This is a genomic window from Thermocoleostomius sinensis A174 (assembly GCF_026802175.1).
Lineage (GTDB): Bacteria > Cyanobacteriota > Cyanobacteriia > Elainellales > Elainellaceae > Thermocoleostomius > Thermocoleostomius sinensis.
The window spans coordinates 3,875,355-3,894,229 of sequence record NZ_CP113797.1 but is presented as its reverse complement, the minus strand read 5'-3'; the positions used below and the strand labels follow the sequence as shown (position 1 = coordinate 3,894,229).

The 18,875-nt window shown below is 48.9% G+C and carries 21 protein-coding genes; 13 read left to right on the top strand and 8 right to left on the bottom strand.

Features of this window, described 5'->3' with window-relative positions; all coding sequences use genetic code 11:
• The first annotated feature begins 60 nt into the window (after positions 1-60).
• Together OXH18_RS16900 and OXH18_RS16895 are read left to right on the top strand one after the other, a co-directional pair.
• Positions 61-993, top strand: coding sequence for an NAD-dependent epimerase/dehydratase family protein (locus OXH18_RS16900; protein ID WP_268608275.1), 933 nt, complete (start codon positions 61-63; stop codon positions 991-993).
• A gap of 137 nt (positions 994-1,130) precedes the next feature.
• Positions 1,131-1,310, top strand: a complete 180-nt coding sequence (locus tag OXH18_RS16895) for a hypothetical protein (RefSeq protein ID WP_268608274.1) — start codon at positions 1,131-1,133, stop codon at positions 1,308-1,310.
• Between the two features lie 21 nt (positions 1,311-1,331).
• Here the strand turns inward: OXH18_RS16895 and trxA are convergent, their stop codons facing one another.
• Positions 1,332-1,673: a thioredoxin gene (gene trxA, locus OXH18_RS16890; protein ID WP_268608273.1), complete on the bottom strand. Its 342-nt coding sequence runs from the start codon at positions 1,671-1,673 to the stop codon at positions 1,332-1,334.
• 296 nt (positions 1,674-1,969) lie between these two features.
• On the bottom strand, positions 1,970-2,734 hold the full coding sequence (locus OXH18_RS16885) for a PspA/IM30 family protein (RefSeq protein ID WP_268608272.1): 765 nt from the start codon (positions 2,732-2,734) through the stop codon (positions 1,970-1,972).
• Positions 2,735-2,999: 265 nt separating this feature from the next.
• Between OXH18_RS16885 and OXH18_RS16880 the strand changes: the two genes are divergently transcribed.
• From OXH18_RS16880 to thrC, 5 genes are all read left to right on the top strand, one after another.
• A complete protein-coding gene (locus tag OXH18_RS16880; protein WP_268608271.1) occupies positions 3,000-3,569 on the top strand; it encodes a DUF1643 domain-containing protein in 570 nt (189 codons plus the stop codon).
• Positions 3,570-3,988: 419 nt separating this feature from the next.
• Positions 3,989-5,671: an ABC1 kinase family protein gene (locus OXH18_RS16875; protein ID WP_268613202.1), complete on the top strand. Its 1,683-nt coding sequence runs from the start codon at positions 3,989-3,991 to the stop codon at positions 5,669-5,671.
• A 199-nt stretch (positions 5,672-5,870) separates the two neighbouring features.
• Entirely contained in the window at positions 5,871-6,248 is a 378-nt protein-coding gene (locus OXH18_RS16870; RefSeq protein ID WP_268608270.1) for a hypothetical protein, read from the top strand.
• Between the two features lie 8 nt (positions 6,249-6,256).
• The gene (locus tag OXH18_RS16865; RefSeq protein ID WP_268608269.1) at positions 6,257-7,189 is read left to right on the top strand and encodes a phosphodiester glycosidase family protein; all 933 of its coding nucleotides are present in this window, start codon (positions 6,257-6,259) and stop codon (positions 7,187-7,189) included.
• A 97-nt stretch (positions 7,190-7,286) separates the two neighbouring features.
• Entirely contained in the window at positions 7,287-8,393 is a 1,107-nt protein-coding gene (gene thrC, locus OXH18_RS16860) for a threonine synthase (protein ID WP_268613201.1), read from the top strand.
• Here the strand turns inward: thrC and OXH18_RS16855 are convergent.
• On the bottom strand, positions 8,356-8,967 hold the full coding sequence (locus OXH18_RS16855) for a hypothetical protein (RefSeq protein ID WP_268608268.1): 612 nt from the start codon (positions 8,965-8,967) through the stop codon (positions 8,356-8,358). The two genes, thrC and OXH18_RS16855, sit on opposite strands and share 38 nt — an antisense overlap.
• A gap of 165 nt (positions 8,968-9,132) precedes the next feature.
• Positions 9,133-10,644: a site-2 protease family protein gene (locus OXH18_RS16850; RefSeq protein WP_268608267.1), complete on the bottom strand. Its 1,512-nt coding sequence runs from the start codon at positions 10,642-10,644 to the stop codon at positions 9,133-9,135.
• 204 nt (positions 10,645-10,848) lie between these two features.
• Here OXH18_RS16850 and OXH18_RS16845 point away from each other — a divergent pair, with 204 nt between their 5' ends.
• From OXH18_RS16845 to OXH18_RS16835, 3 genes are all read left to right on the top strand, one after another.
• Entirely contained in the window at positions 10,849-11,514 is a 666-nt protein-coding gene (locus tag OXH18_RS16845) for an MBL fold metallo-hydrolase (RefSeq protein WP_268608266.1), read from the top strand.
• A 159-nt stretch (positions 11,515-11,673) separates the two neighbouring features.
• Positions 11,674-12,450 (top strand): enoyl-ACP reductase FabI, encoded by a 777-nt coding sequence (fabI, locus tag OXH18_RS16840; protein ID WP_268608265.1) that lies wholly within the window; start codon positions 11,674-11,676, stop codon positions 12,448-12,450.
• 268 nt (positions 12,451-12,718) lie between these two features.
• Positions 12,719-13,324 (top strand): peroxiredoxin, encoded by a 606-nt coding sequence (locus OXH18_RS16835; RefSeq protein WP_268608264.1) that lies wholly within the window; start codon positions 12,719-12,721, stop codon positions 13,322-13,324.
• 100 nt (positions 13,325-13,424) lie between these two features.
• On the opposite strand, the gene OXH18_RS16830 is transcribed toward OXH18_RS16835, so the two are convergent.
• On the bottom strand, positions 13,425-14,729 hold the full coding sequence (locus OXH18_RS16830) for a D-alanyl-D-alanine carboxypeptidase (RefSeq protein ID WP_268608263.1): 1,305 nt from the start codon (positions 14,727-14,729) through the stop codon (positions 13,425-13,427).
• A 147-nt stretch (positions 14,730-14,876) separates the two neighbouring features.
• On the opposite strand from OXH18_RS16830, the gene OXH18_RS16825 reads away from it, so the two are divergent.
• Together OXH18_RS16825 and OXH18_RS16820 are read left to right on the top strand one after the other, a co-directional pair.
• Positions 14,877-15,527, top strand: coding sequence for a cofactor assembly of complex C subunit B (locus OXH18_RS16825; protein ID WP_268608262.1), 651 nt, complete (start codon positions 14,877-14,879; stop codon positions 15,525-15,527).
• A gap of 116 nt (positions 15,528-15,643) precedes the next feature.
• Positions 15,644-16,162: a DUF456 domain-containing protein gene (locus tag OXH18_RS16820; protein WP_268608261.1), complete on the top strand. Its 519-nt coding sequence runs from the start codon at positions 15,644-15,646 to the stop codon at positions 16,160-16,162.
• Between the two features lie 9 nt (positions 16,163-16,171).
• Here OXH18_RS16820 and OXH18_RS16815 read toward each other — a convergent pair whose 3' ends face one another.
• Both OXH18_RS16815 and OXH18_RS16810 read right to left on the bottom strand, forming a co-directional pair.
• Positions 16,172-16,336, bottom strand: a complete 165-nt coding sequence (locus tag OXH18_RS16815) for a hypothetical protein (RefSeq protein ID WP_268608260.1) — start codon at positions 16,334-16,336, stop codon at positions 16,172-16,174.
• Entirely contained in the window at positions 16,333-16,680 is a 348-nt protein-coding gene (locus tag OXH18_RS16810) for a hypothetical protein (RefSeq protein ID WP_268608259.1), read from the bottom strand. The genes OXH18_RS16815 and OXH18_RS16810 overlap by 4 nt, the downstream gene beginning before the upstream one ends.
• 271 nt (positions 16,681-16,951) lie before the next feature.
• Here OXH18_RS16810 and OXH18_RS16805 point away from each other — a divergent pair, with 271 nt between their 5' ends.
• Entirely contained in the window at positions 16,952-17,125 is a 174-nt protein-coding gene (locus OXH18_RS16805; protein ID WP_268608258.1) for a hypothetical protein, read from the top strand.
• A 38-nt stretch (positions 17,126-17,163) separates the two neighbouring features.
• On the opposite strand, the gene OXH18_RS16800 is transcribed toward OXH18_RS16805, so the two are convergent.
• Complete coding sequence (locus OXH18_RS16800; RefSeq protein WP_268608257.1) at positions 17,164-18,654, bottom strand: low-complexity tail membrane protein; 1,491 nt, start codon at positions 18,652-18,654, stop codon at positions 17,164-17,166.
• Positions 18,655-18,875: the final 221 nt, after the last annotated feature.

Here is an 18,875-nt window from a genome sequence, read left to right as displayed (position 1 = left end):
ATTAGAAAATCGACATTACGCCGTAGGATGAAAACAGGCAATGTGTTGGAGTAGGCAGTTATGCGAATTTTGATGATGGGCGGCACGCGGTTTATTGGTGTGTATCTAACGCGCCTGCTTTATCATCAAGATCATGAAGTGGTACTGTTTAATCGGGGTAACAGGCCTGCACCGATCGAAGGCATTGAGCAAATTCAGGGCGATCGCACTGACGCAGATGACCTAAAAGCAAAATTAGCCGCTCAGTCGTTTGATGCAATTTTTGACAACAACGGCCGTGAACTCAGCGACACTCAACCACTGGTTGAATTGTTCCAAGACAAAATTCAGCACTTTGTTTATGTCAGTTCAGCAGGCGTGTATCTCAAATCAGATCAAATGCCGCATGTAGAAGGTGATCCGGTTGATCCAAATAGTCGCCACAAGGGCAAGTTTGAGACCGAACAGTATTTACAGGAACAAGGCGTTCCCTTTACATCGGTGCGTCCGGTTTATATCTACGGGCCACAAAATTACAACGATCTGGAAGCATGGTTTTTCGATCGCATTGTTCGCGATCGTCCAATTCCAATTCCGGGTAATGGGTTGCACTTGACGCAGTTTGGACATGTGCAGGATTTGGCCGCCGCGATGGCTGCCGTGTTAGGAAATCGTCGGGCAGTGGGGCAAATCTACAACCTATCGGGCGATCGATCGGTGACGTTTGATGGATTGGCACGGGCCTGTGCTGTGGCCGCAGGCAAAGACCCCGATACGCTGAAACTAGTTCACTATGATCCCAAAGCGTTTGATTTTGGCAAGCGCAAAGCCTTTCCGCTGCGTGTACAACACTTTTTTACCGATATTCACAAAGCGCAAAAAGATCTGTACTGGCAGCCGGAATTTGATCTCATTTCTGGGTTACGTGATTCATTTGAAAATGATTACTTGTCAACCGGCCGTGACAAAGTAGAGGTCGATTTCTCTGTAGATGATGAAATTTTGAAGCGCTAGATTAAGGATCTAGAAACCTTGGGCATGTCTGCCTTGAAGAATTCGCAGACTCCACCCGATCGCCTAAGCTCAACTTTATCTCTCATCAAGGGGAGGAAAGGTAGCAAAATTAGGAAAGCGTTATTCGATTTCTCCTGATGGTCCTGGATACCGATAGTCACGTTATTGCTTTGGAGTTTTTCGATGCGCTCCGACAACTTCCAATCGCGCAACAACCGCTGTGGCAAGAATACCAAAAGCCTGGCCAGACGGCTGCTTTAGCCTGTCGTGTTGTGCTGCCTAAATTGGGGAAAGAGGAGCCGCAGGCGGTGGAGTAAATTCCATACAGCATTTTTTCGTTAATTTGGGGCAGCAAGATGGGGAGCAATCAAACTTTGCAACTTTTGCTGACTAATGGCTCCTTCCGAGGATTCCACAACCTCCCCTGCCTTAAACAGGCGAAATGCAGGTACGCCTTCCACTTGATAGACAGCCACAGATTCAGGATTGGGATCGACTTCCATCTTCACAATCTTTAAGTGATCACCATACTCAGCCGCTAATTTATCGAGAATGGGCGACATCAGGCGGCAAGGGCCACACCAACTTGCCCAAAAGTAGACTAACACAGGCTGATTAGCACTCAGGACTTCTGTTGCAAAATCTCGATCGGTGACGGTTGTAGGAGTACTGCTGATCATACACAGATAACACAGGGGTAACTTGCTACTCTGAATCTTAAGTAAACAAAGACTGTAAATCTATACAGACTGTCCTTCTCTAGATTAGTGACTGATGCGATCGATCGACAACATCAAGAATATCGTTGCTGTTGCGGATAATCGATCCCCACTTTACTATTGCTTAACGTTTGCTTAACGTTTGCTTAACGTTTGCTTAACGTTGTCCGTGCCATAGGGTGAGTCAATGCTCACCCCTGCTTTAAGCGCCGTTCGTTGATTGAGGAGTTTGAGGTCAACCCATCTACGTTAGCCGCCTATAGCTGATCGAGTTGTCGCTTGAGGGCTTCGAGTTCTGCATCGACTGAAGCATCCTTAGGAGCAGCAGTTTCAGACGGGAGTTGAGCTTGATCGGCAGCCGATCCACCCAACAGTTGCGCCTTCATAGCAGCCAATTCGGCATCAACATCGCCCCCTGCCTCCAATTGAGCAAACTGACTTTCCAAATCAGCCCCAGCTAACTCAGCAGCAGCTTGCGATCGAGCTTCCATTTGCATCACCTTTTCTTCCATACGCTCAAAGGCGGACATGGCAGTACTGGTGCCCAAGTTGCCCACGGTGCGTTGCAGTTGCTCGTTGGCTTTGGCCGCTTGCGCTCTAGCCTTGAGCATGTCTTTTTTGGTTTTCGCCTCTGAAATTTTGCCTTCTAAGGCAATCAAATTCCGCTTCAACGTATCGACAGTAGCGGATTGTTGATCAAACTGAGTCTTAAGCGCAGTTGCTGTTTCCGCTTGGACTTTCTTGCGGTTTAGGGCTTCCCGAGCTAAGTTCTCGTCGCCTTTTTGCAGGGCTAGTTGGGCACGACGTTGCCAGTTATCAGCTTCAGATTGAGCCTGCATGTACTGCTGTTGTACCCGCTTTTGGCTAGCGATCGCAGTAGCAACGGCTTGACGCAACTGTACCAAATCTTCCTGCATGTCAATGATGGCCTGATCCAAGATTTTTTCAGGATCTTCGGCAGAACTGACAGCAGCATTCAGGTTAGACCGAACAACTCGGCTCACACGGTCAAATAGTCCCATGACTCTCTTTTCCTTCTTGGGGTGTACGAGGGGAAGCTCAAGATTTTTGGGCGTTCTAAAGCGTTTCTACTAGTCTACCTAATGGGCACGCAGGATAGAGACAACCCGGTTTTTGTATCTACCAATTACTTGTATTCTACGAATGAATGCAATTGCCAACAGCCCCGATCGAATCGGTTCATGAGATCGGTTCAGAGTTGGTCATAAGTTGGCATAGTACATAAGCAGGTACAAAATTGGTCTTTCTCCTAGATGCCGACAATCGATGCTGAAAAGCCAGGTTATACAGAATCAAGACATTCAGGGGGGAGCAATCTTTGATCAAGATCATCGGTATCGCTACTTGCTGTGGCGAACCTGGGAACTTGCGGCTCCTCGCCTCGCCTTTGTGATGCTGAACCCAAGCACTGCCGACGCTCATACCAATGACCCTACGATTCGCCGCTGTATTAGCTTTGCCCAAAGCTGGGGTTATGGATCTTTAGAAGTTGTCAACTTATTTGCGCGAATGGCAACCCATCCCCGTCAACTTCAACAGGTGACTGATCCAGTGGGGGTAGAGTGCGATCGGCATTTGATAGGAGCTATTTCTCGAGCCGATCGAGTCATCCTGGCGTGGGGAAAGGGCGGTAGCCTATATCAACGCGATCGATCAGTGCTGCAACTGTTGACTCATCACCGTGCCAACCACTGTGTTGTTCCACCACTCTACTGTCTGGGCGTGACGCAGAACGGACAACCTCGACATCCGCTTTATCTGCGACGAAACACTCAACTATCGCCATTTCCGCTGAGCATCCCAGATTTTTGCAATAAAACGTCATTTTGCTCATGAAAGCTTCAATTATTTTAATATTTATTCATAAAAGGGGTTGAAGATTTCCTGGTATTGAAACTTAGTTAAAGTCTATAGTTTTATGGGATCATGACAAACAATACATCAAGATTTCAAACAGAATTGATGTAAAAGTTAACTCTATCTATGGTTTGAGCAGTAAAAACTTGTATTTTCTTATACTAGAGTTAACCTTCTGAAAAACGGGCAATTTAGCGGGGTCAAATCTGAAGCCGGTATAGACTTGCCCGGACTTTGTCTCCAGAAAGCTGTACTTGCTTGGTATAAAGTCTGAGCGGTAACATGCCCACCCTGGAGCAAAATAACGAGGGGTAAGCTCGGTATTGCACGCTATGCATGACGATTTAATCCCGGTTAGAGAGGCAGATAACGACGTGAGTCAAGATCAGTTTGGTCAGATGCGACGCTACGATTGGGAAACCATCGATCGCTACTATCGTCGCCATCCTTGGAGAGCGCTGTGGCGTACCCTCAATATCATTTGGCAATTTACAGGATTTTTGGTTGGCTTAAAGAAAGATGAGTGGTTCAACCAGGTTGAAAGGAATCGGTCAACGCGGGCGATTCAACTGCGGCAGATTCTAACCCGGCTGGGTCCAACCTTTATTAAGGTCGGTCAGGCACTCTCTACCCGCCCCGACTTGGTTAGAAAAGATTTCCTAGATGAATTGACCAAGTTACAAGATCAGTTGCCCCCGTTTCCATCGCCTTTAGCTTTTAGCATTATTGAACGAGAACTCGATCGCAGTATTGAGGAAGTATATCGTCAAATTTCTGCTGAACCAATTGCGGCTGCAAGCTTGGGGCAAGTGTACCGCGCTAAGCTGCATACTGGAGAAGCAGTAGCAGTGAAGGTGCAACGCCCTAATTTACTGCCAACCCTGACGCTGGATCTATACCTGATGCGGTGGGCGGCTAGATGGTTGGGACCGTGGCTACCGCTGAACTTAGGGCACGATTTGACACTGATTGTTGATGAGTTTGGCACCAAATTATTTGAGGAGATTGACTACATCAACGAAGGGCGCAACGCTGAAAAGTTTGCCGCAAATTTTCAAGCCGATGCGACTGTCAAGGTTCCAGACATCTACTGGCGCTACAGCAGCCGACGGGTGCTGACTTTGGAATGGATTGATGGCTTTAAGCTGACAGACACAACCAAAGTTCGAGAATCTAATCTAGATACCGATCGTTTAATTGAAATTGGCGTTACCTCTGGACTACGGCAGCTTCTAGAGTTTGGTTTTTTCCATGCCGATCCGCATCCGGGCAATCTGTTTGCCACACCGAATGGGCAGATGGCGTTCATCGATTTTGGCATGATGGATCAACTCAGCCAGGAGACTAAGGAAACTCTTGTAGATTCAGTAGTTCATCTCATTAACAAAGAATATGAGGCACTGGCTCACGACTTTGTCAAGCTTGGCTTTTTGACCCCCGATACTGACATTACGCCGATCGTTCCAGCATTAGAGTCAGTGCTGGGCAATGCGATGGGAGAAAGCGTTAAGGACTTCAATTTCAAAACGATCACCGATCAGTTCGCTGAATTGATGTATGAATACCCGTTCCGTCTGCCTGCTAAATTTGCGCTGATTATTCGTTCGCTAATTACTCAGGAAGGACTGGCGCTGAGCCTCAACCCTGAATTTAAGATTATTGACATTGCTTATCCCTATATCGCGCGGCGATTGTTAACCAGTGAGTCGGCAGAGTTGCGGCGGCGATTGTTGGAAGTGCTGTTTAAAGATGGTAAGTTTCAGTGGGAGCGGTTAGAGAACCTGATTGCGATCGCTCGTACCGATACAAACTTCGATATTTTGCCAACAGCCCAACTCGGCTTACAATACCTGTTATCAGAAGAAGGGCAATACCTGCGGCGTCAGCTAATTCTGGCTTTGGTTGAGGACGATCGGCTTCATACCGAAGAGGTCCGGCGTTTGTGGAACCTGATCAAAGACGACATTAGACCGGGTCGTCTGTTCAGTGTGGCTATAGGAGCGTTGGCGGGTTTCTCGAATGAGCAGACCTCTACTCTGATCCCCCCAGTATCAGCATTTATGCCATTCCGCGAGGAGTAGTCGCTAGAGGTTGAAGATTGGAGGTTGAAGAAAAAGCGAAAGAATGTCAGGCGAAAGGCTAGAAACTTTTTTCGCTTACTCACTCATCGACCCACCATCGCTTTTGATCCGCTGCCCTTTCTTTTATTGCTTTATTCTTTCTTTCATTGTTTTTTACTCTCACCCTTTATCCGTCCCTTATCCATCAAGGAGCCTGCGAGTGCCTTATTATTATTTTCCAGAGCCACCCTATGTGCTATTGATTGCTGGATTGTTGGTAGGAATTACGTCGGGGGTTGCCTTTGATGCCACGCTGAAACAGGGCGTTCAAAAATGGTCGAATGAGCGATCGACCCGCACGCTGGCCACACTGCAAGGAGCGGCATTGCGGTTGCCCTATCTAGGAATTTGTATCGGTGTCTGTGTGTTCTTGGCGTCGGGTGTACAAATCTTTGGCTTTCCTACCAATTTGGCGTATGCGATCGCACTTCCTCTCACAATTGGAACTGGGCTACTCGTTTGGTCGCAATTGGGTAAAATTCTGGTGCAACTAGAGCAAGGGGGTTCTAAAGCACTGGATTTGGATTCGTTCGGTTAGGCAGACAAGTGGTGAAGTCTCGTCGTCGATCCCTGTGGCTGTTTGGGTTAGCGTTGTGGCTATGCTATGCCTGTAGCATCAGAACGCCCCCGACTCAGCAGTTGACACCAGCAGTAGTGCCTTTGCAAGCAGTTTCATCAAAGGCAGAGTCAGTCACATTCTCGACTGGGCTAGCCTATCGCCAGTATACAATCGAGCAAAGCTTGGTGCATGTACTGCAAGTGGCGGCAGATGCGCCGTTGATTTTGTACCCAGCCGTGGCTGACACAACGGCTTCTCTCGCGGAGTTTGTCGAGTCAACTGGGGCGATCGCAGCGGTTAACGGCGGTTTTTTTGACCCAGTGAATCAACAAACGACTTCTTATGTCGTGTTACAGGGCGAGGTAGTTGCTGATCCGCGTCTGAATGAACGACTTGTTGGCAACCCTGATCTGACTCCCTATCTCGATCGAATCTTTCGGCGATCGGAATTTCGACAATATCAGTGTGGTCAAGCGGTGCAGTATGATATCGCGCCCCACGACGCGGTTATTCCAAGTTCCTGTCAATTGGTCAGTGCTCTCGGAGGAGGACCACAGTTGTTGCCAACCTTGCGACTTGTGGAAGAAGCGTTTGCTGACTATGCGGATGGGGAACTCGTGCGGGATGCTTTGGGCAGTGCTCAACCCAATGCTAGAACCGCTGTCGGTATCACCTCCACAGGTGATGTGGTTCTCGTGATGGCGGCACAGACACCAGATACACCGATCGGTTCTGGACTGTCGCTGCCCGCCCTAGCCGAATTCATGGCGACCTTGGGTGCGGTCAAAGCGCTAAACCTAGACGGTGGCAGTTCGTCGTCGCTGTTCTATGCTGGACAAATTCATTACGGCAAAGTTGCTGAAAGCGGAACTCGTATAGAGCGTCCGGTGAAATCGGCCCTGTTGGTTTTAGAAGAGTAGCCTCAGGATACACTGAGAAAGCCGAATGATTTTAATTTGGATCTCAAAGGCTACTGCTGAATATTTTCATTATTTCTAGAGCATCATTGTGATTCCGATTTCATCGACTACATCGATTAATTCTCCGATAGCAGCAATTCCACCCCAGAACGGCTGGCAAGGTTTGATTGAAACGTATCGATCGTATTTGCCCGTCAGCGATCGGACCCCGGTTGTCACGTTATTAGAAGGCAACACGCCGCTGATTCCAGCCCCTGCTCTTGCTGCGCAGATTGGCAAACAAGTGCAGGTGTGGGTGAAATACGACGGACTTAACCCCACGGGCAGTTTCAAGGATCGAGGTATGACAATGGCGGTCTCGAAGGCGAAAGAAGACGGGGCCGAGGTAGTAATTTGCGCTAGCACGGGGAATACTTCGGCTGCTGCCGCCGCCTATGCTCGGCGGGCGGGAATGCGGGCTTATGTGTTAATTCCCGATGGCTATGTGGCGTTGGGTAAACTAGCACAAGCCCTACTGTATGGTGCAGAAGTATTGGCCATTCAGGGAAATTTCGATTGTGCCCTCAGCATTGTGCGCGAAATGGCAGAGCATTACCCAGTGACGCTAGTGAATTCGGTCAATCCCTATCGCTTAGAAGGACAGAAAACCGCCGCCTTTGAGATCGTCGATATAATGGGTGATGCCCCCGATTGGCTCTGTATTCCTGTTGGAAATGCTGGAAATATCACGGCCTATTGGATGGGCTTCTGCCAGTATCACCAGGAAGGACGTTGCCGTCAATTACCCCGAATGATGGGGTTTCAGGCGGCTGGAGCTTCTCCGTTGGTGACAGGAGTGCCGATCGACCATCCCGAAACCTTGGCCACAGCTATTCGTATTGGCAATCCCGCTAGTTGGCAAAAGGCTATGGCTGTCAAAGACGCTAGCCAAGGACAATTTAATGCTGTCACCGATGAGGAAATTTTAGAGGCTTATCGACTGTTGGCATCTCAAGAAGGTATTTTCTGTGAACCAGCCAGCGCGGCTTCGGTAGCAGGTTTATTGAAAGTTAAAGACCAAGTGCCGGCCCACGCTAAGATCGTCTGTGTGTTGACTGGCAATGGGCTAAAAGACCCAGATACTGCCATCAAACATGGCAATAACCAGTTCAAAACCGGCATTGAACCTACTCGAGCGGCGGTAGCTCAAGCAATGGGATTTTAGTAGTTTCAGCCGTTGTGGTTACGGAGGACACTGATGAAATGGCAACGGTGGTCATTCCCTCACTTGTCTCAGTTGCTGATTTTGAAGCAGCCCTGGATGACAGGTTCCTAGAGGATAGCTGGGATTGGCGCCCCGATCGCTCTTTACTCAGCATTTGTACCGTATCGCCGAGGGCGGCTGTTAGGGTTTTTCGTGTTTTGGCGTGGGCCATTTGTTCTGCTTGCAACCGCCGCGCCATGCGATCGCATTCCAACAGCGCCTTTAACAGAGCAGCTTTTAGCTCTTCTGGATGCTGTAATTGTTCAAGCTCCTGTTGCAACTGTTTCAGGAGCATTGCATTATCCGTCTCGGTTTCGGGCGGAAGGGTTTGCATCTGTTGAAGTTGCATTTTGAGTGCGTCGATTGTTTGCTGTGCTAGGGTTGTGTCAGCGCGCCGCTGATTCGCTTCACATTCATACAAACGTCGCCAATTCGCCGCACTGGCGTACGCTTCGTCGCGTTCTTGATGTGCTGCCGCTAATTTCTCCTGCAAGCCTTGAATTTCATTGAGCCATGGCCGAACGTCTTGAGTCATCGCTAACAAGTCTCTAACAAGTCTCTAAACTGATTGCCATGATGCTAGGACAGGATTTTGGGAATCAAGAGTCATGTAGCAAAACTTGATGATTAGCTGTAGAGCCTTGCGCTGGTGACGATCGTACAGGTTCTAAAACTCAACCAACTCAATCGAGTCTATCCCTTAAAACAATAGCCGGGACAACAGTTGTGGAAGCGGCAAAATAATAATCAGCAACAGTCCTAGCGCCAAGAGACCCAGAAAATCACGACCATTATCTAATTCGCTGACATCGTTAAGGGCAGGTTCATCAACCACAGGCATAAAAAACAGCAAAATTGCCCACAGAAATAACTCTCGCTGCACAATCAGCGCCAGCGCCAGCACTAATAGGCGAGTAATTTGCCCAATCATGGCTCCTGTTCGCTGCCCAAACATGGCATGAACAATGTGCCCACCATCTAATTGGCCCACAGGCATTAAATTCAATGCTGTAATAATTAGCCCCAAACAGCCTGCGATCGCCACTGGATGCAAATTGAGCGCATGGTTACTGGTCAAAGCACTGCCCAAGGCAATCTTACTAAGTAGGGCAATTAACAGAGATGCCGTTGGTTGAAAGGAATCAAAGTTGAGAATGCTCGACTGCTCACTGAGATCGACAATCTCGGAGTTGGCCAATCCCCACCATAACACCGGAATTGTGGCAATGAAGCCCGATAGGGGGCCAGCAATACCGACATCAAACAACGCTGTACGGTTAGGAATCGGCGATCGCAGTTGAATAAAAGCGCCAAATGTACCGAATGGAAAGATGGCCGCTGGCGGCACCGGAATGAAATAGGGCAACGTGGCACGAACCCGATAATAGCGAGCCGCTAAGTAATGGCCAAGCTCATGGATGCCTAGCACGGTCATCAGCGCCAAGGCGTAGGGCCAGCCCGCCAACAAAGACGGCAGATCGCTAGGCAATTGAGAAGTATCACTGCTATTGAGCAACATAGCGCCTGCCAACGTGGTCGTTACCAGCGTGGCAAATAGCAATCCCAGCGCTAAGCCGGGGCGAACGGAGCGATCGTTGGCGGCTGTTTTTGTTTTGGCTCTAGGATTAGGAACCAGCACAAAAAATGGTTTGCCATTCAATCCTTCCTGAAACACCACCAGAAAGCGATCGTGAAAATACGACTCAATGTTGTCTCGCACCGTGTTGTACGCCACCTCCGGCGATGTTCGCAATTGACCTCGGCAAATTAATGCTTGGGGACGGTGTTCAATATTTTGTAGATAGTAAACCGACCAAGGAAAACAGTTTTGCAGATTGGCTTCTTCTTCCTTGTTAATTGGGCGTGGGCTTGGTTGTCGTTCAGTCACAGCAGTTAAAGCTTTTAAAGTGTCTTGTTTCTGTTCCGTGTCCTTCGGTTGAGACTGGGTTGAATTGGGCTGTGGTACACGTCCCCACTGCACTAGGAACCAATACAGTGTTGAACTAAGCAGAATAGCGCCAAGAATCAGTCCGATCGGCGTGCGGGCCTCTCCATTGATAACGATCCATCCTGCCCAGACAAAGGCAGGAAACATCATAACCAGCCAAAGCACCCAAACTGGAGTCTTGGTAATATGCGCCACGCTTCGTTCTACGATGAAGTAGGAGAAGTACGTTAGGATTCCTAGTAGCAGAAGAATGAACCAAATCATGCTGTGAATCTCAACAGAATTTTTTAAGCAGGCCAGCGTCATCAAATCGGTCAATCATAGTCGGCCAGCGAAGCAATCAACAATCCTTCGACAAACCGCCCTTCCAGAAACAACCCTTAATAAAAAACCACACTCATACCTACAGTGGGTAGATCTCCAGGATACCCTCTTCAATCAGTCCGCTGAAAGCCTTCATACACGCGAATGCAGCAAACTCCGCCCAAAAACCCCCGTCCCGTTTTTAATACAATATTTGCCTTTCCCCCAAATCGCGACACAATGGGAGGCACGTCTTACTTTATTTTAGAAAACTTAGGAAATATCCTGATTGATTGTCCAGTCTGGGACGAACCCAATCGATCGTTTTTGCAGCAGCACGGCGTCCGTTGGTTATTTTTGACCCATCGCACCGCGATCGCCAATGTTAAGGAGATACAGCAAACTCTCAACTGTCAAATTCTAATTCAAGAGCAAGAAGCGTACCTACTCCCTGGCATAGAGGTTAGCCGATTCCAGCATGACTTTACGCTTAGCCCCACCAGTCAAGCCATTTGGACTCCTGGCCATACTCCTGGCTCGTCCTGTCTCTATCATTGCGATCAAGGTGGGGTTCTGTTCACCGGGCGACACCTCTTGCCTAATCAGCAAGGCAATCCAGTTCCACTTCGTATCGGCAAAACGTTTCACTGGCGCAGACAACTTAACAGCGTACAATACTTGCGCGATCGATTCTCTCCCGAAACGTTGCATTATCTGTGCCCCGGAGCCAACACCGGCTTTTTGCGCGGACAACGCTACATCGATCGTGCTTACGAACGACTAGCCGCCCTTGACCTAGACACCTACCTAGAGCAAAAACCAGAACTTTGAAAAGATAGGAGCAAAAGAGAGCAGACAAGTAAATGAGTAGATGAGGTGAATTCCTCTCCCCGACTCCCGACTCTCTACTCCCCACCCTCTCCTCGCTAGCCTTCCGTCCCCATTTTTCAGTATTCTCCTATTGCTAAACCTTGCAATGAGTAACATGACATGCTGGACTTGACCGGAAAAAACGCCCTAGTAACGGGCATTGCCAATAACCGATCGATCGCCTGGGGCATTGCACAACAACTTCATAAAGCTGGCGCCAATCTTGGGGTAACGTATCTACCCGACGAAAAGGGACGGTTTGAAAAGAAAGTGGCCGAGTTGGTTGAGCCACTGCAACCGACCTTGTTTTTGCCTTGCGATGTCCAAAATGAAGCACAGATTCAAGCCACCTTTGAGGCGATCCGCGAAAAATGGGGACGATTGGATTGCTTAATTCACTGCTTGGCATTTGCCAGCAAAGAGTCCCTCAGTGGTGACTTTAGCAGCGTCTCTCGTCAAGATTTCACGCAAGCGATCGAGATCAGTGCCTATTCATTGATTAGTCTTAGCCGTGCTGCCAAACCCCTGATGACTGAAGGAGGCAGCATTGTGACGCTGACTTATTTGGGAGGCGTGCGGGTCATTCCTAACTACAACACGATGGGGATCGCCAAAGCCGCATTAGAAATGAATGTACGCTATTTGGCTTCTGAGTTAGGACCGCAACAGGTGCGAGTCAACGGCATTTCAGCAGGGCCCATTCGCACATTGGCGTCGTCGGCAGTAGGCGGTATTTTGGATATGATCCACCATGTAGAGACGGTTGCACCGTTGCGTCGGACGGTCACTCAAGGTGAAGTTGGAAATACAGCCGCGTTTTTGTGCAGCGATCTCGCAAGCGGCATCACCGGACAAATTTTGTACGTTGACGCTGGCTATGAAATTATGGGCATGTAAGGGGGACAAAATGGCGTTATTGAACGCATCATGTAAGTCATTGATGTTACGTTAAGCAGGCAGACATTTGTCGTAGCAACTTGGAACCCCTACTCAAAATCGTTATGAGTATGATATAGTTGTAACAGTTCGTAATTTATGAATTGGCAAGGGGTTCGCGTGCTTTCCAACGCTTGGCTTAATCCCTCGGTCCAATCAGCAAGTACAGAACGAATCAAAACGAACGAAATCAAGTAGACGCAAGTTGCATATTTAAGGAGTGTCGTTCATGGCTTACGCGACTGAAGGTTGTCTTCGGGTTGGTCAATCTGCACCAGATTTCACAGCAACCGCTGTATACGATCAAGAATTTAAGACGATCAAGCTGTCTGACTATCGTGGCAAGTACGTGGTGCTATTTTTCTACCCGCTAGACTTCACGTTCGTTTGCCCAACCGAAATTACTGCCTTTAGCGATCGTTACGAAGAATTCAAAGCGATCAACACCGAAGTTTTGGGCGTATCGGTAGACAGCGAATTCTCGCACTTAGCCTGGGTTCAAACCGATCGGAAATCGGGCGGTGTTGGCGATCTTAGCTATCCGCTGGTTTCTGACATCAAAAAAGAAATTAGCACCGCATACAATGTTCTTGACCCAGAAGCAGGTGTAGCCCTGCGAGGTCTGTTCATCATTGATAAAGATGGTGTAATTCAGCACTCAACGGTGAACAACTTAGCCTTTGGTCGGAGTGTAGACGAAACGCTGCGCACCCTGCAAGCGATTCAATATGTGCAGTCGCATCCCGATGAAGTTTGCCCCGCTAACTGGAAACCTGGCGATGCCACGATGAATCCTGACCCGGTGAAGTCGAAGGAATTCTTCGCAGCGGTGTAATAAAGGTCGGAACTGGGTAGTGGGTGATGGGAAATGGTAGTCCTATTACTCATTACCCATTCACCCCCCATCAGCAATAAAGCCCTGCCTTAGGATGGAACTAAATTCGCTGATTGCGATCGGCGGCTCCTAACTGGAAGGTTCTGAGTCGGGCAGGGTTAGGGGTAATCGTAGGCGGTACGACCGCGGCGACGCCCCAGGCGGTTTGCAGCTTTTGCAGCAGAAAGTCCTGTTGATCGTGAAAGAACTGAAGATCGCCCGCCCCTAAGTTAATGATTGTGAACCACACTAGGCCACGATTGCGAGTTGGAATCACACCTGCTAGGGAACTGACGGCATTCAGCGTTCCTGTTTTTAAAACGGCTCCTTGTGGAATGTTGCGCCCATTTAGCGTGCCGCCATCTCGTCCGATGACTGGAAACACATCTGCGATCGACATTTGTCGCGGTTGCAGATATTTTTGAATTGAGACCAGCATCGAGGTAACCGCCCTAGGTGAAATCCGGTTTTCCTCACCAAGTCCCGATCCGTTGATTAACTGAATTTCTTCGGGTGGTACGTTAGCGATGGTAGCGGCCTGCTCGGCTAGGGCGGCAGCCCCTCCTAAGATGTCAGATAACATCTCAGCAATAATGTTATTGCTGTAAATATTCATTCCTCGCAATATATTAATCAACGGCAGCGATTGATGTTTCACAATCGGCGTTGAACGCTCGCGATCGGCGGCAGTAGCAAGGCGCACAGTTCCAGCCAAAGCAAGGCGAGGACGGGGTGTAGCAGGTGGCAACTGTTGATATTGTGCTTCTACTTCGTCCGTCCACAGGTTAGAATCGAACCCCTGCTTTAGAAACGTTCCAGCAGTGATCGGATCGGTTTCAAAGTTCATGGCAAAGTTACCAGAAATCACCAAATCACCTGCTATCTGTTGAATCCCGGCTTGATTTAATGCATTTCCTAAGGCGATCGCTTCTTCCCACACAAAGAAGGGGTCGCTTTCACTATGCACAATTAAATTCCCTTGCAACACTCCGGCTTCGATGGCTCCAGTCGTACTAACAATGGTTTCAAACTGGTGATCCGGACCCCAAGTTGCCAGGGCCACTAGCGTGGTGGGAATTTTGGTCAGAGAGGCCGCTGGTAGGGGTACCGTTCCCATATTTTCTGCCACAACCTGATCTCCTATCCGCAGCCAAACTCCCTGCCGCTCGCTCGATAGCCCTTGGCTTGCAAGTGCCTCTAGATGTTGCTGCACGGCTATTGTGGCCATCGGATCGGGGTCTGCTACTTCCATAATTAGCGAGTCGATCGTGGCTTCGCTGATTACCCCTGACCAATTCACAGACTGCGCTCCAACGTTGGGCGGCCCACCCAGAAACAACGAAAGTAGACTACTGAGTAGATCCACACGACTGCTCCTTTTTAAGGATTTTTACAGAGCAATTCAAACCATTCCTCTAGATATCGTACACACGATTGCTGGAATGGTCAGGGTGAAGCGCAAGCTTTGTGTCAAGATCGACATAGCGGTAATCGCATCCAGGGCAATTGAACAATGGCAAAACCAGATCAAAATCAAGTGTTGCGGCAGTTGCCAATCGTAGCGGGAATATTAGCTGGAACCCTTCTGCTGATTAATCGCCTGCTGACGCCCGTCTTAACTGACTCTCAAGCCCGTTCAGATGTGCTGGGGGTGATCTTAAGTGCGCTCTTGATTTTGACTGGGTTGCTGTGGCAGCGCATTCAACCAACACCGCCGGATGCTGTGATATTAGCCGGAGAAGAAGGGTTCGAGCTAGCTCCGGACCTATCCGAAGGGGTCAAAACCGAACTCGCTTGGGCCACCCATTTGCTGTTAACAAATACGGTGACAAAATCGATCGTCCTCTGGTATGACGGTCATGTCCTGCTACGACGCGGCATTTTGGGACCAGCGGTTGAGGTTCAACCAGGTGCAATTGTACAGCGGGTGCTCACAACACAACGCCCCGTCTATTTGGTGAATCTCAATCTGTATCCAGGCAAAATCGAGTTTAACTACTTACCGGAAAATACGCAGGGCGTGATTTGTCAGCCGATTGGCAGCCAAGGGGTATTAATTTTGGCAGCCAATGCCCCTCGCAGTTACACCAAACAAGACGAGAACTGGATTGCTGGCATTGCCGATAAACTAGAGATAACGCTGAGGCAAGCGCAACCAGTGTAGGAAATTAGGCAACTCTAAATTGCAATAGAATCGGCTATTTTCTGCCGCTAGCATAAATGCTACGCCATCGATTGTATTGAAATGGTCTTTATTGAAACTTTTATCGCGAGACAACAATGGTGACACTCTACTGGTTTTTAGTTGCACTGATGGCAATTGGGGTGATTGGAGCATTCGTTCCAGGGATTCCAGGGTCAATTTTGATTGTGATTGGCATTATTGTTTGGGGCTTTACCCAGGGCTTTGCTGGGTTAGGTATCCCTTTGACAGTGGCGCTGCTCGTGTTTGCTGCTAGTATTGGCATCGACTTTTTGGCTGCTTATTGGGGCGTCAAACAGGCAGGAGGCAGCCAGTGGGGGCAAATTGGCGCTATTGTTGGGCTTCTATTAGGAGTGTTTGGGCTTCTGCCAGCTTTGCCCTTTGGCGGGCCATTACTGGGCTTGTTAATTGGACCACTGTTGGGTGCCATCATCGGCGAATTATTGTATCGTCGCGATCTCAACCTGAAGGTAGCGGCAAAGTCAGCGATCGGTATTGTTGTCGGGTCGATCGTCGGGAAATTGATTGAAGGATTACTAGCCGTTTTGGCAATGGCAGTATTTGTCCTTTCAACCTGGTCGCAAGTGGTGGGCTAAGGGAAAATGCTAGTACTTCCCGCGATCGCGCTCTAGGTCATAAATAATCTTTTCAGCGTACCAGTTAGGCGACTTGCCAGGATATTTCAACCGGGTGTGCGCAAACAGGCGTTGGGCGGCCCCGCGATCGTCGTGCAGCAGTCGTAGTAGTTTTCGCTGAAGACTGGAACTCATCTGATCAAAACTACTACTGGATGCTGAGGGGGCATCGTTCTTCCGGTCGAAGTGCTCCACATTAGCTTAGTAGGACGCTTGCGGTCTACGATTGCACTTAATCCTAACCCGATCGCTGCACTGCCAGCGAGGGCGATGCCAATCACAGCTAGGCCATTCACTGAATCTTCTGATTTCTGAATAGCCTGAGATCCACCAATTTGCATCACTTGGGGGACAGGCTGCAAACCTGACTGTGAAGCTGGAACAGACAACGCTGGTTCTACAAATCCACCACCGATTATGGTGGTTGCTAACAAAGACACATTAGCAATCAATTTGTGAAGTGAACCATTACCAGACATAGGTAGATAGATATTCAAGTAGAATTCGATAGTTCTATTATGCTGGGTCAATGTGACAGTCATGTGACAGAGTAGTTTCTATGTCACTACGGGTGGGTTACTATAGTCTATCGCGACGGTTCTTTGCTCTATTGTGTGATAACTGGTGTGTGATGACTAGGAACCGATTTGCTGACAAAAATTTGCTGACAAATTTGTACGGATGTAGCGAAATGGTGTTGGTAAAGATCAATGAAGATTGCTTGCCAATCGTTCCTTTAGGAGATCTGCAATGCTCCAAGACAATTTCGACCATCAAGGGCTAGAAACTGCCTGTATCGCTCTTAGCCGCGTCCTGCACGAACTTTTGAAGCAGCGCAAAATTGATGCTCAAGAGTTTTTAAGTATCGTGGGGCAGATGCCGATTAAAATGACCGATTTAGATATCGATCGCTGGCGGCTTTAGCGGTGAAATTAGGCATTGAAATCGCCGAGCCGCCAACCTCATCGATCGGCTATTTCTTCTTCATCGTGCCCTTCGATCGTTTCGCTAAGAGTTGCATCTTCAACTAGATCAGGCGGTGGGTCGAGCGATTCAGCCCTATTACCTGCGCTACTGGTTACAGAGTCCTCTGGATCTAAGGTGCGATCGATGGCATCAGACTGTTCGGGCTGGAACTCTTGAGCGAAGGTGGAATCCCCAAAATTGGGATCAAAGCCGGGATCAAACTCTGAAGCGCCCCCCGTTGTCTCCGTTATCATAGCGTCTTCCTGCAAGCCTTCAGGGCTGACAAGGCGTTCTACAACGGATTCTGCGATTGGTATTTCTTCAGCAACATCAGCCGATTCAGTCAGACGCAAGGGTTCCGACTCTCGTAACAGCGTTGTCGGTGTTGATGGATCAGGCAAGGGAGGCTCAACTTGAGTTGAGTCGAAAGATGGAGGTCGCTCTACTCCTGACTCGTCGGTTACTGTACCAGCGCTAGCAGTCACATCGTCGGAACTTTCTGCCGTTTCGTTGGCATCTGGCGTGGGTTCTATTTCAATAGTGTCTCTTGCCGTTTCAAGATCGGTTGTTTCAATTGCGTCTACAGAATCAGCAATTGCCGCATCGGTCACAAATTCTGCTGCAATCGGAGCGTCTGCATCAATAAATTCATCCGTTGGGCTGATATCGGCTGGGGCGCTGAGTTCAGCGTTTGGGGTAGCATCTGATACATTTACATCTACATCAGAGGGTTCAATCGCATCCTCGACACCCGTGTTGAACTCTTCATCCTCAAAGTCATCTTCCTCTAACGCTGCTGGGCTAGGGGTTGCAACGGCGGCGGTCGCCGATGGCGTGCTAGAGAGTGGGGCAACGGTGGGAGGTGGTGGAGATGTAGAAACTGTGGCTTGAACTGGTTCTGAAAACAGCGGTGGCACGATCGCTCCAACTCGAATGCCTGGAATTGTGAAGCTTTGGCGAATGTGCTCAACTGGATAGGGAGTCGTGGCCGCGAATTGGCTATTGCTTGTCCACAAGACACCTAACACGCTGATGGGAATTTGGAGAAACAAATTAGCCCCAAAGAAAGCGAGGGCAGCAATTAGCAAGGCTGTACCCCGTGCAATTCCAGGAAATAAATTTGGAGAAACCGCTGGTGCAAGCTGGTAAAGCTGCCACAATCCCCAAGTCATGCCAACCGCAACCAGCACTGCCAGTACCCGATTCAGAGGAGCCTTAAATAGAGCCAAAATCCGGCGCTGATCTTCGGTGAGATGGGTAGGTTTGAGGGCCAGCACCAGCAAGCTGAATATCGAAAATGGGCGCTGCCATTGCATCCAAAGAATCGGCAAAATGCCGATCGTTCCTACGAACAAAAGCTCAAACCATACAGGAAAGAGCGGTTCGCCGAGTGACAATCCCAACAGGCAAAACTCTAGAAAAATGGGGACGGCAGCAATACCAACTAAGTGAATCCAGAGATAAGGATCAACCCAGAATGAGCGCATAGAATACCTTCAGCCACGCACAGCAATACTGCCATCCTACTACCGTAGAGCAATGCTCTTGGAGACGAAGAGCAAATCTGCCAACTGGCGCAACACTTTTTAATATGCCAACTAGCTGGGCTGAATCTTTATTGTTTCTTTACAGAAAATAGGTGGTTTGCGGATTCAAAGCCGCCATAAAACTTCTAGAATTAATACGATTTGTGTGACAACCTCACAGA

What these genes read in the sequence shown, in the direction of transcription:
- OXH18_RS16900 (WP_268608275.1), top strand. Translation starts at nt 61, where the DNA reads ATGCGAATTTTGATGATGGGCGGCACGCGGTTTATTGGTGTGTATCTA.
- OXH18_RS16895 (WP_268608274.1), top strand. Translation starts at nt 1,131, where the DNA reads ATGGTCCTGGATACCGATAGTCACGTTATTGCTTTGGAGTTTTTCGAT.
- trxA (WP_268608273.1), bottom strand. Translation starts at nt 1,673, where the DNA reads ATGATCAGCAGTACTCCTACAACCGTCACCGATCGAGATTTTGCAACA.
- OXH18_RS16885 (WP_268608272.1), bottom strand. Translation starts at nt 2,734, where the DNA reads ATGGGACTATTTGACCGTGTGAGCCGAGTTGTTCGGTCTAACCTGAAT.
- OXH18_RS16880 (WP_268608271.1), top strand. Translation starts at nt 3,000, where the DNA reads ATGCTGAAAAGCCAGGTTATACAGAATCAAGACATTCAGGGGGGAGCA.
- OXH18_RS16875 (WP_268613202.1), top strand. Translation starts at nt 3,989, where the DNA reads ATGCGACGCTACGATTGGGAAACCATCGATCGCTACTATCGTCGCCAT.
- OXH18_RS16855 (WP_268608268.1), bottom strand. Translation starts at nt 8,967, where the DNA reads ATGACTCAAGACGTTCGGCCATGGCTCAATGAAATTCAAGGCTTGCAG.
- OXH18_RS16850 (WP_268608267.1), bottom strand. Translation starts at nt 10,644, where the DNA reads ATGATTTGGTTCATTCTTCTGCTACTAGGAATCCTAACGTACTTCTCC.
- OXH18_RS16845 (WP_268608266.1), top strand. Translation starts at nt 10,849, where the DNA reads ATGCAGCAAACTCCGCCCAAAAACCCCCGTCCCGTTTTTAATACAATA.
- fabI (WP_268608265.1), top strand. Translation starts at nt 11,674, where the DNA reads ATGCTGGACTTGACCGGAAAAAACGCCCTAGTAACGGGCATTGCCAAT.
- OXH18_RS16835 (WP_268608264.1), top strand. Translation starts at nt 12,719, where the DNA reads ATGGCTTACGCGACTGAAGGTTGTCTTCGGGTTGGTCAATCTGCACCA.
- OXH18_RS16825 (WP_268608262.1), top strand. Translation starts at nt 14,877, where the DNA reads ATGGCAAAACCAGATCAAAATCAAGTGTTGCGGCAGTTGCCAATCGTA.
- OXH18_RS16820 (WP_268608261.1), top strand. Translation starts at nt 15,644, where the DNA reads ATGGTGACACTCTACTGGTTTTTAGTTGCACTGATGGCAATTGGGGTG.
- OXH18_RS16815 (WP_268608260.1), bottom strand. Translation starts at nt 16,336, where the DNA reads ATGAGTTCCAGTCTTCAGCGAAAACTACTACGACTGCTGCACGACGAT.
- OXH18_RS16810 (WP_268608259.1), bottom strand. Translation starts at nt 16,680, where the DNA reads ATGTCTGGTAATGGTTCACTTCACAAATTGATTGCTAATGTGTCTTTG.
- OXH18_RS16805 (WP_268608258.1), top strand. Translation starts at nt 16,952, where the DNA reads ATGCTCCAAGACAATTTCGACCATCAAGGGCTAGAAACTGCCTGTATC.
- OXH18_RS16800 (WP_268608257.1), bottom strand. Translation starts at nt 18,654, where the DNA reads ATGCGCTCATTCTGGGTTGATCCTTATCTCTGGATTCACTTAGTTGGT.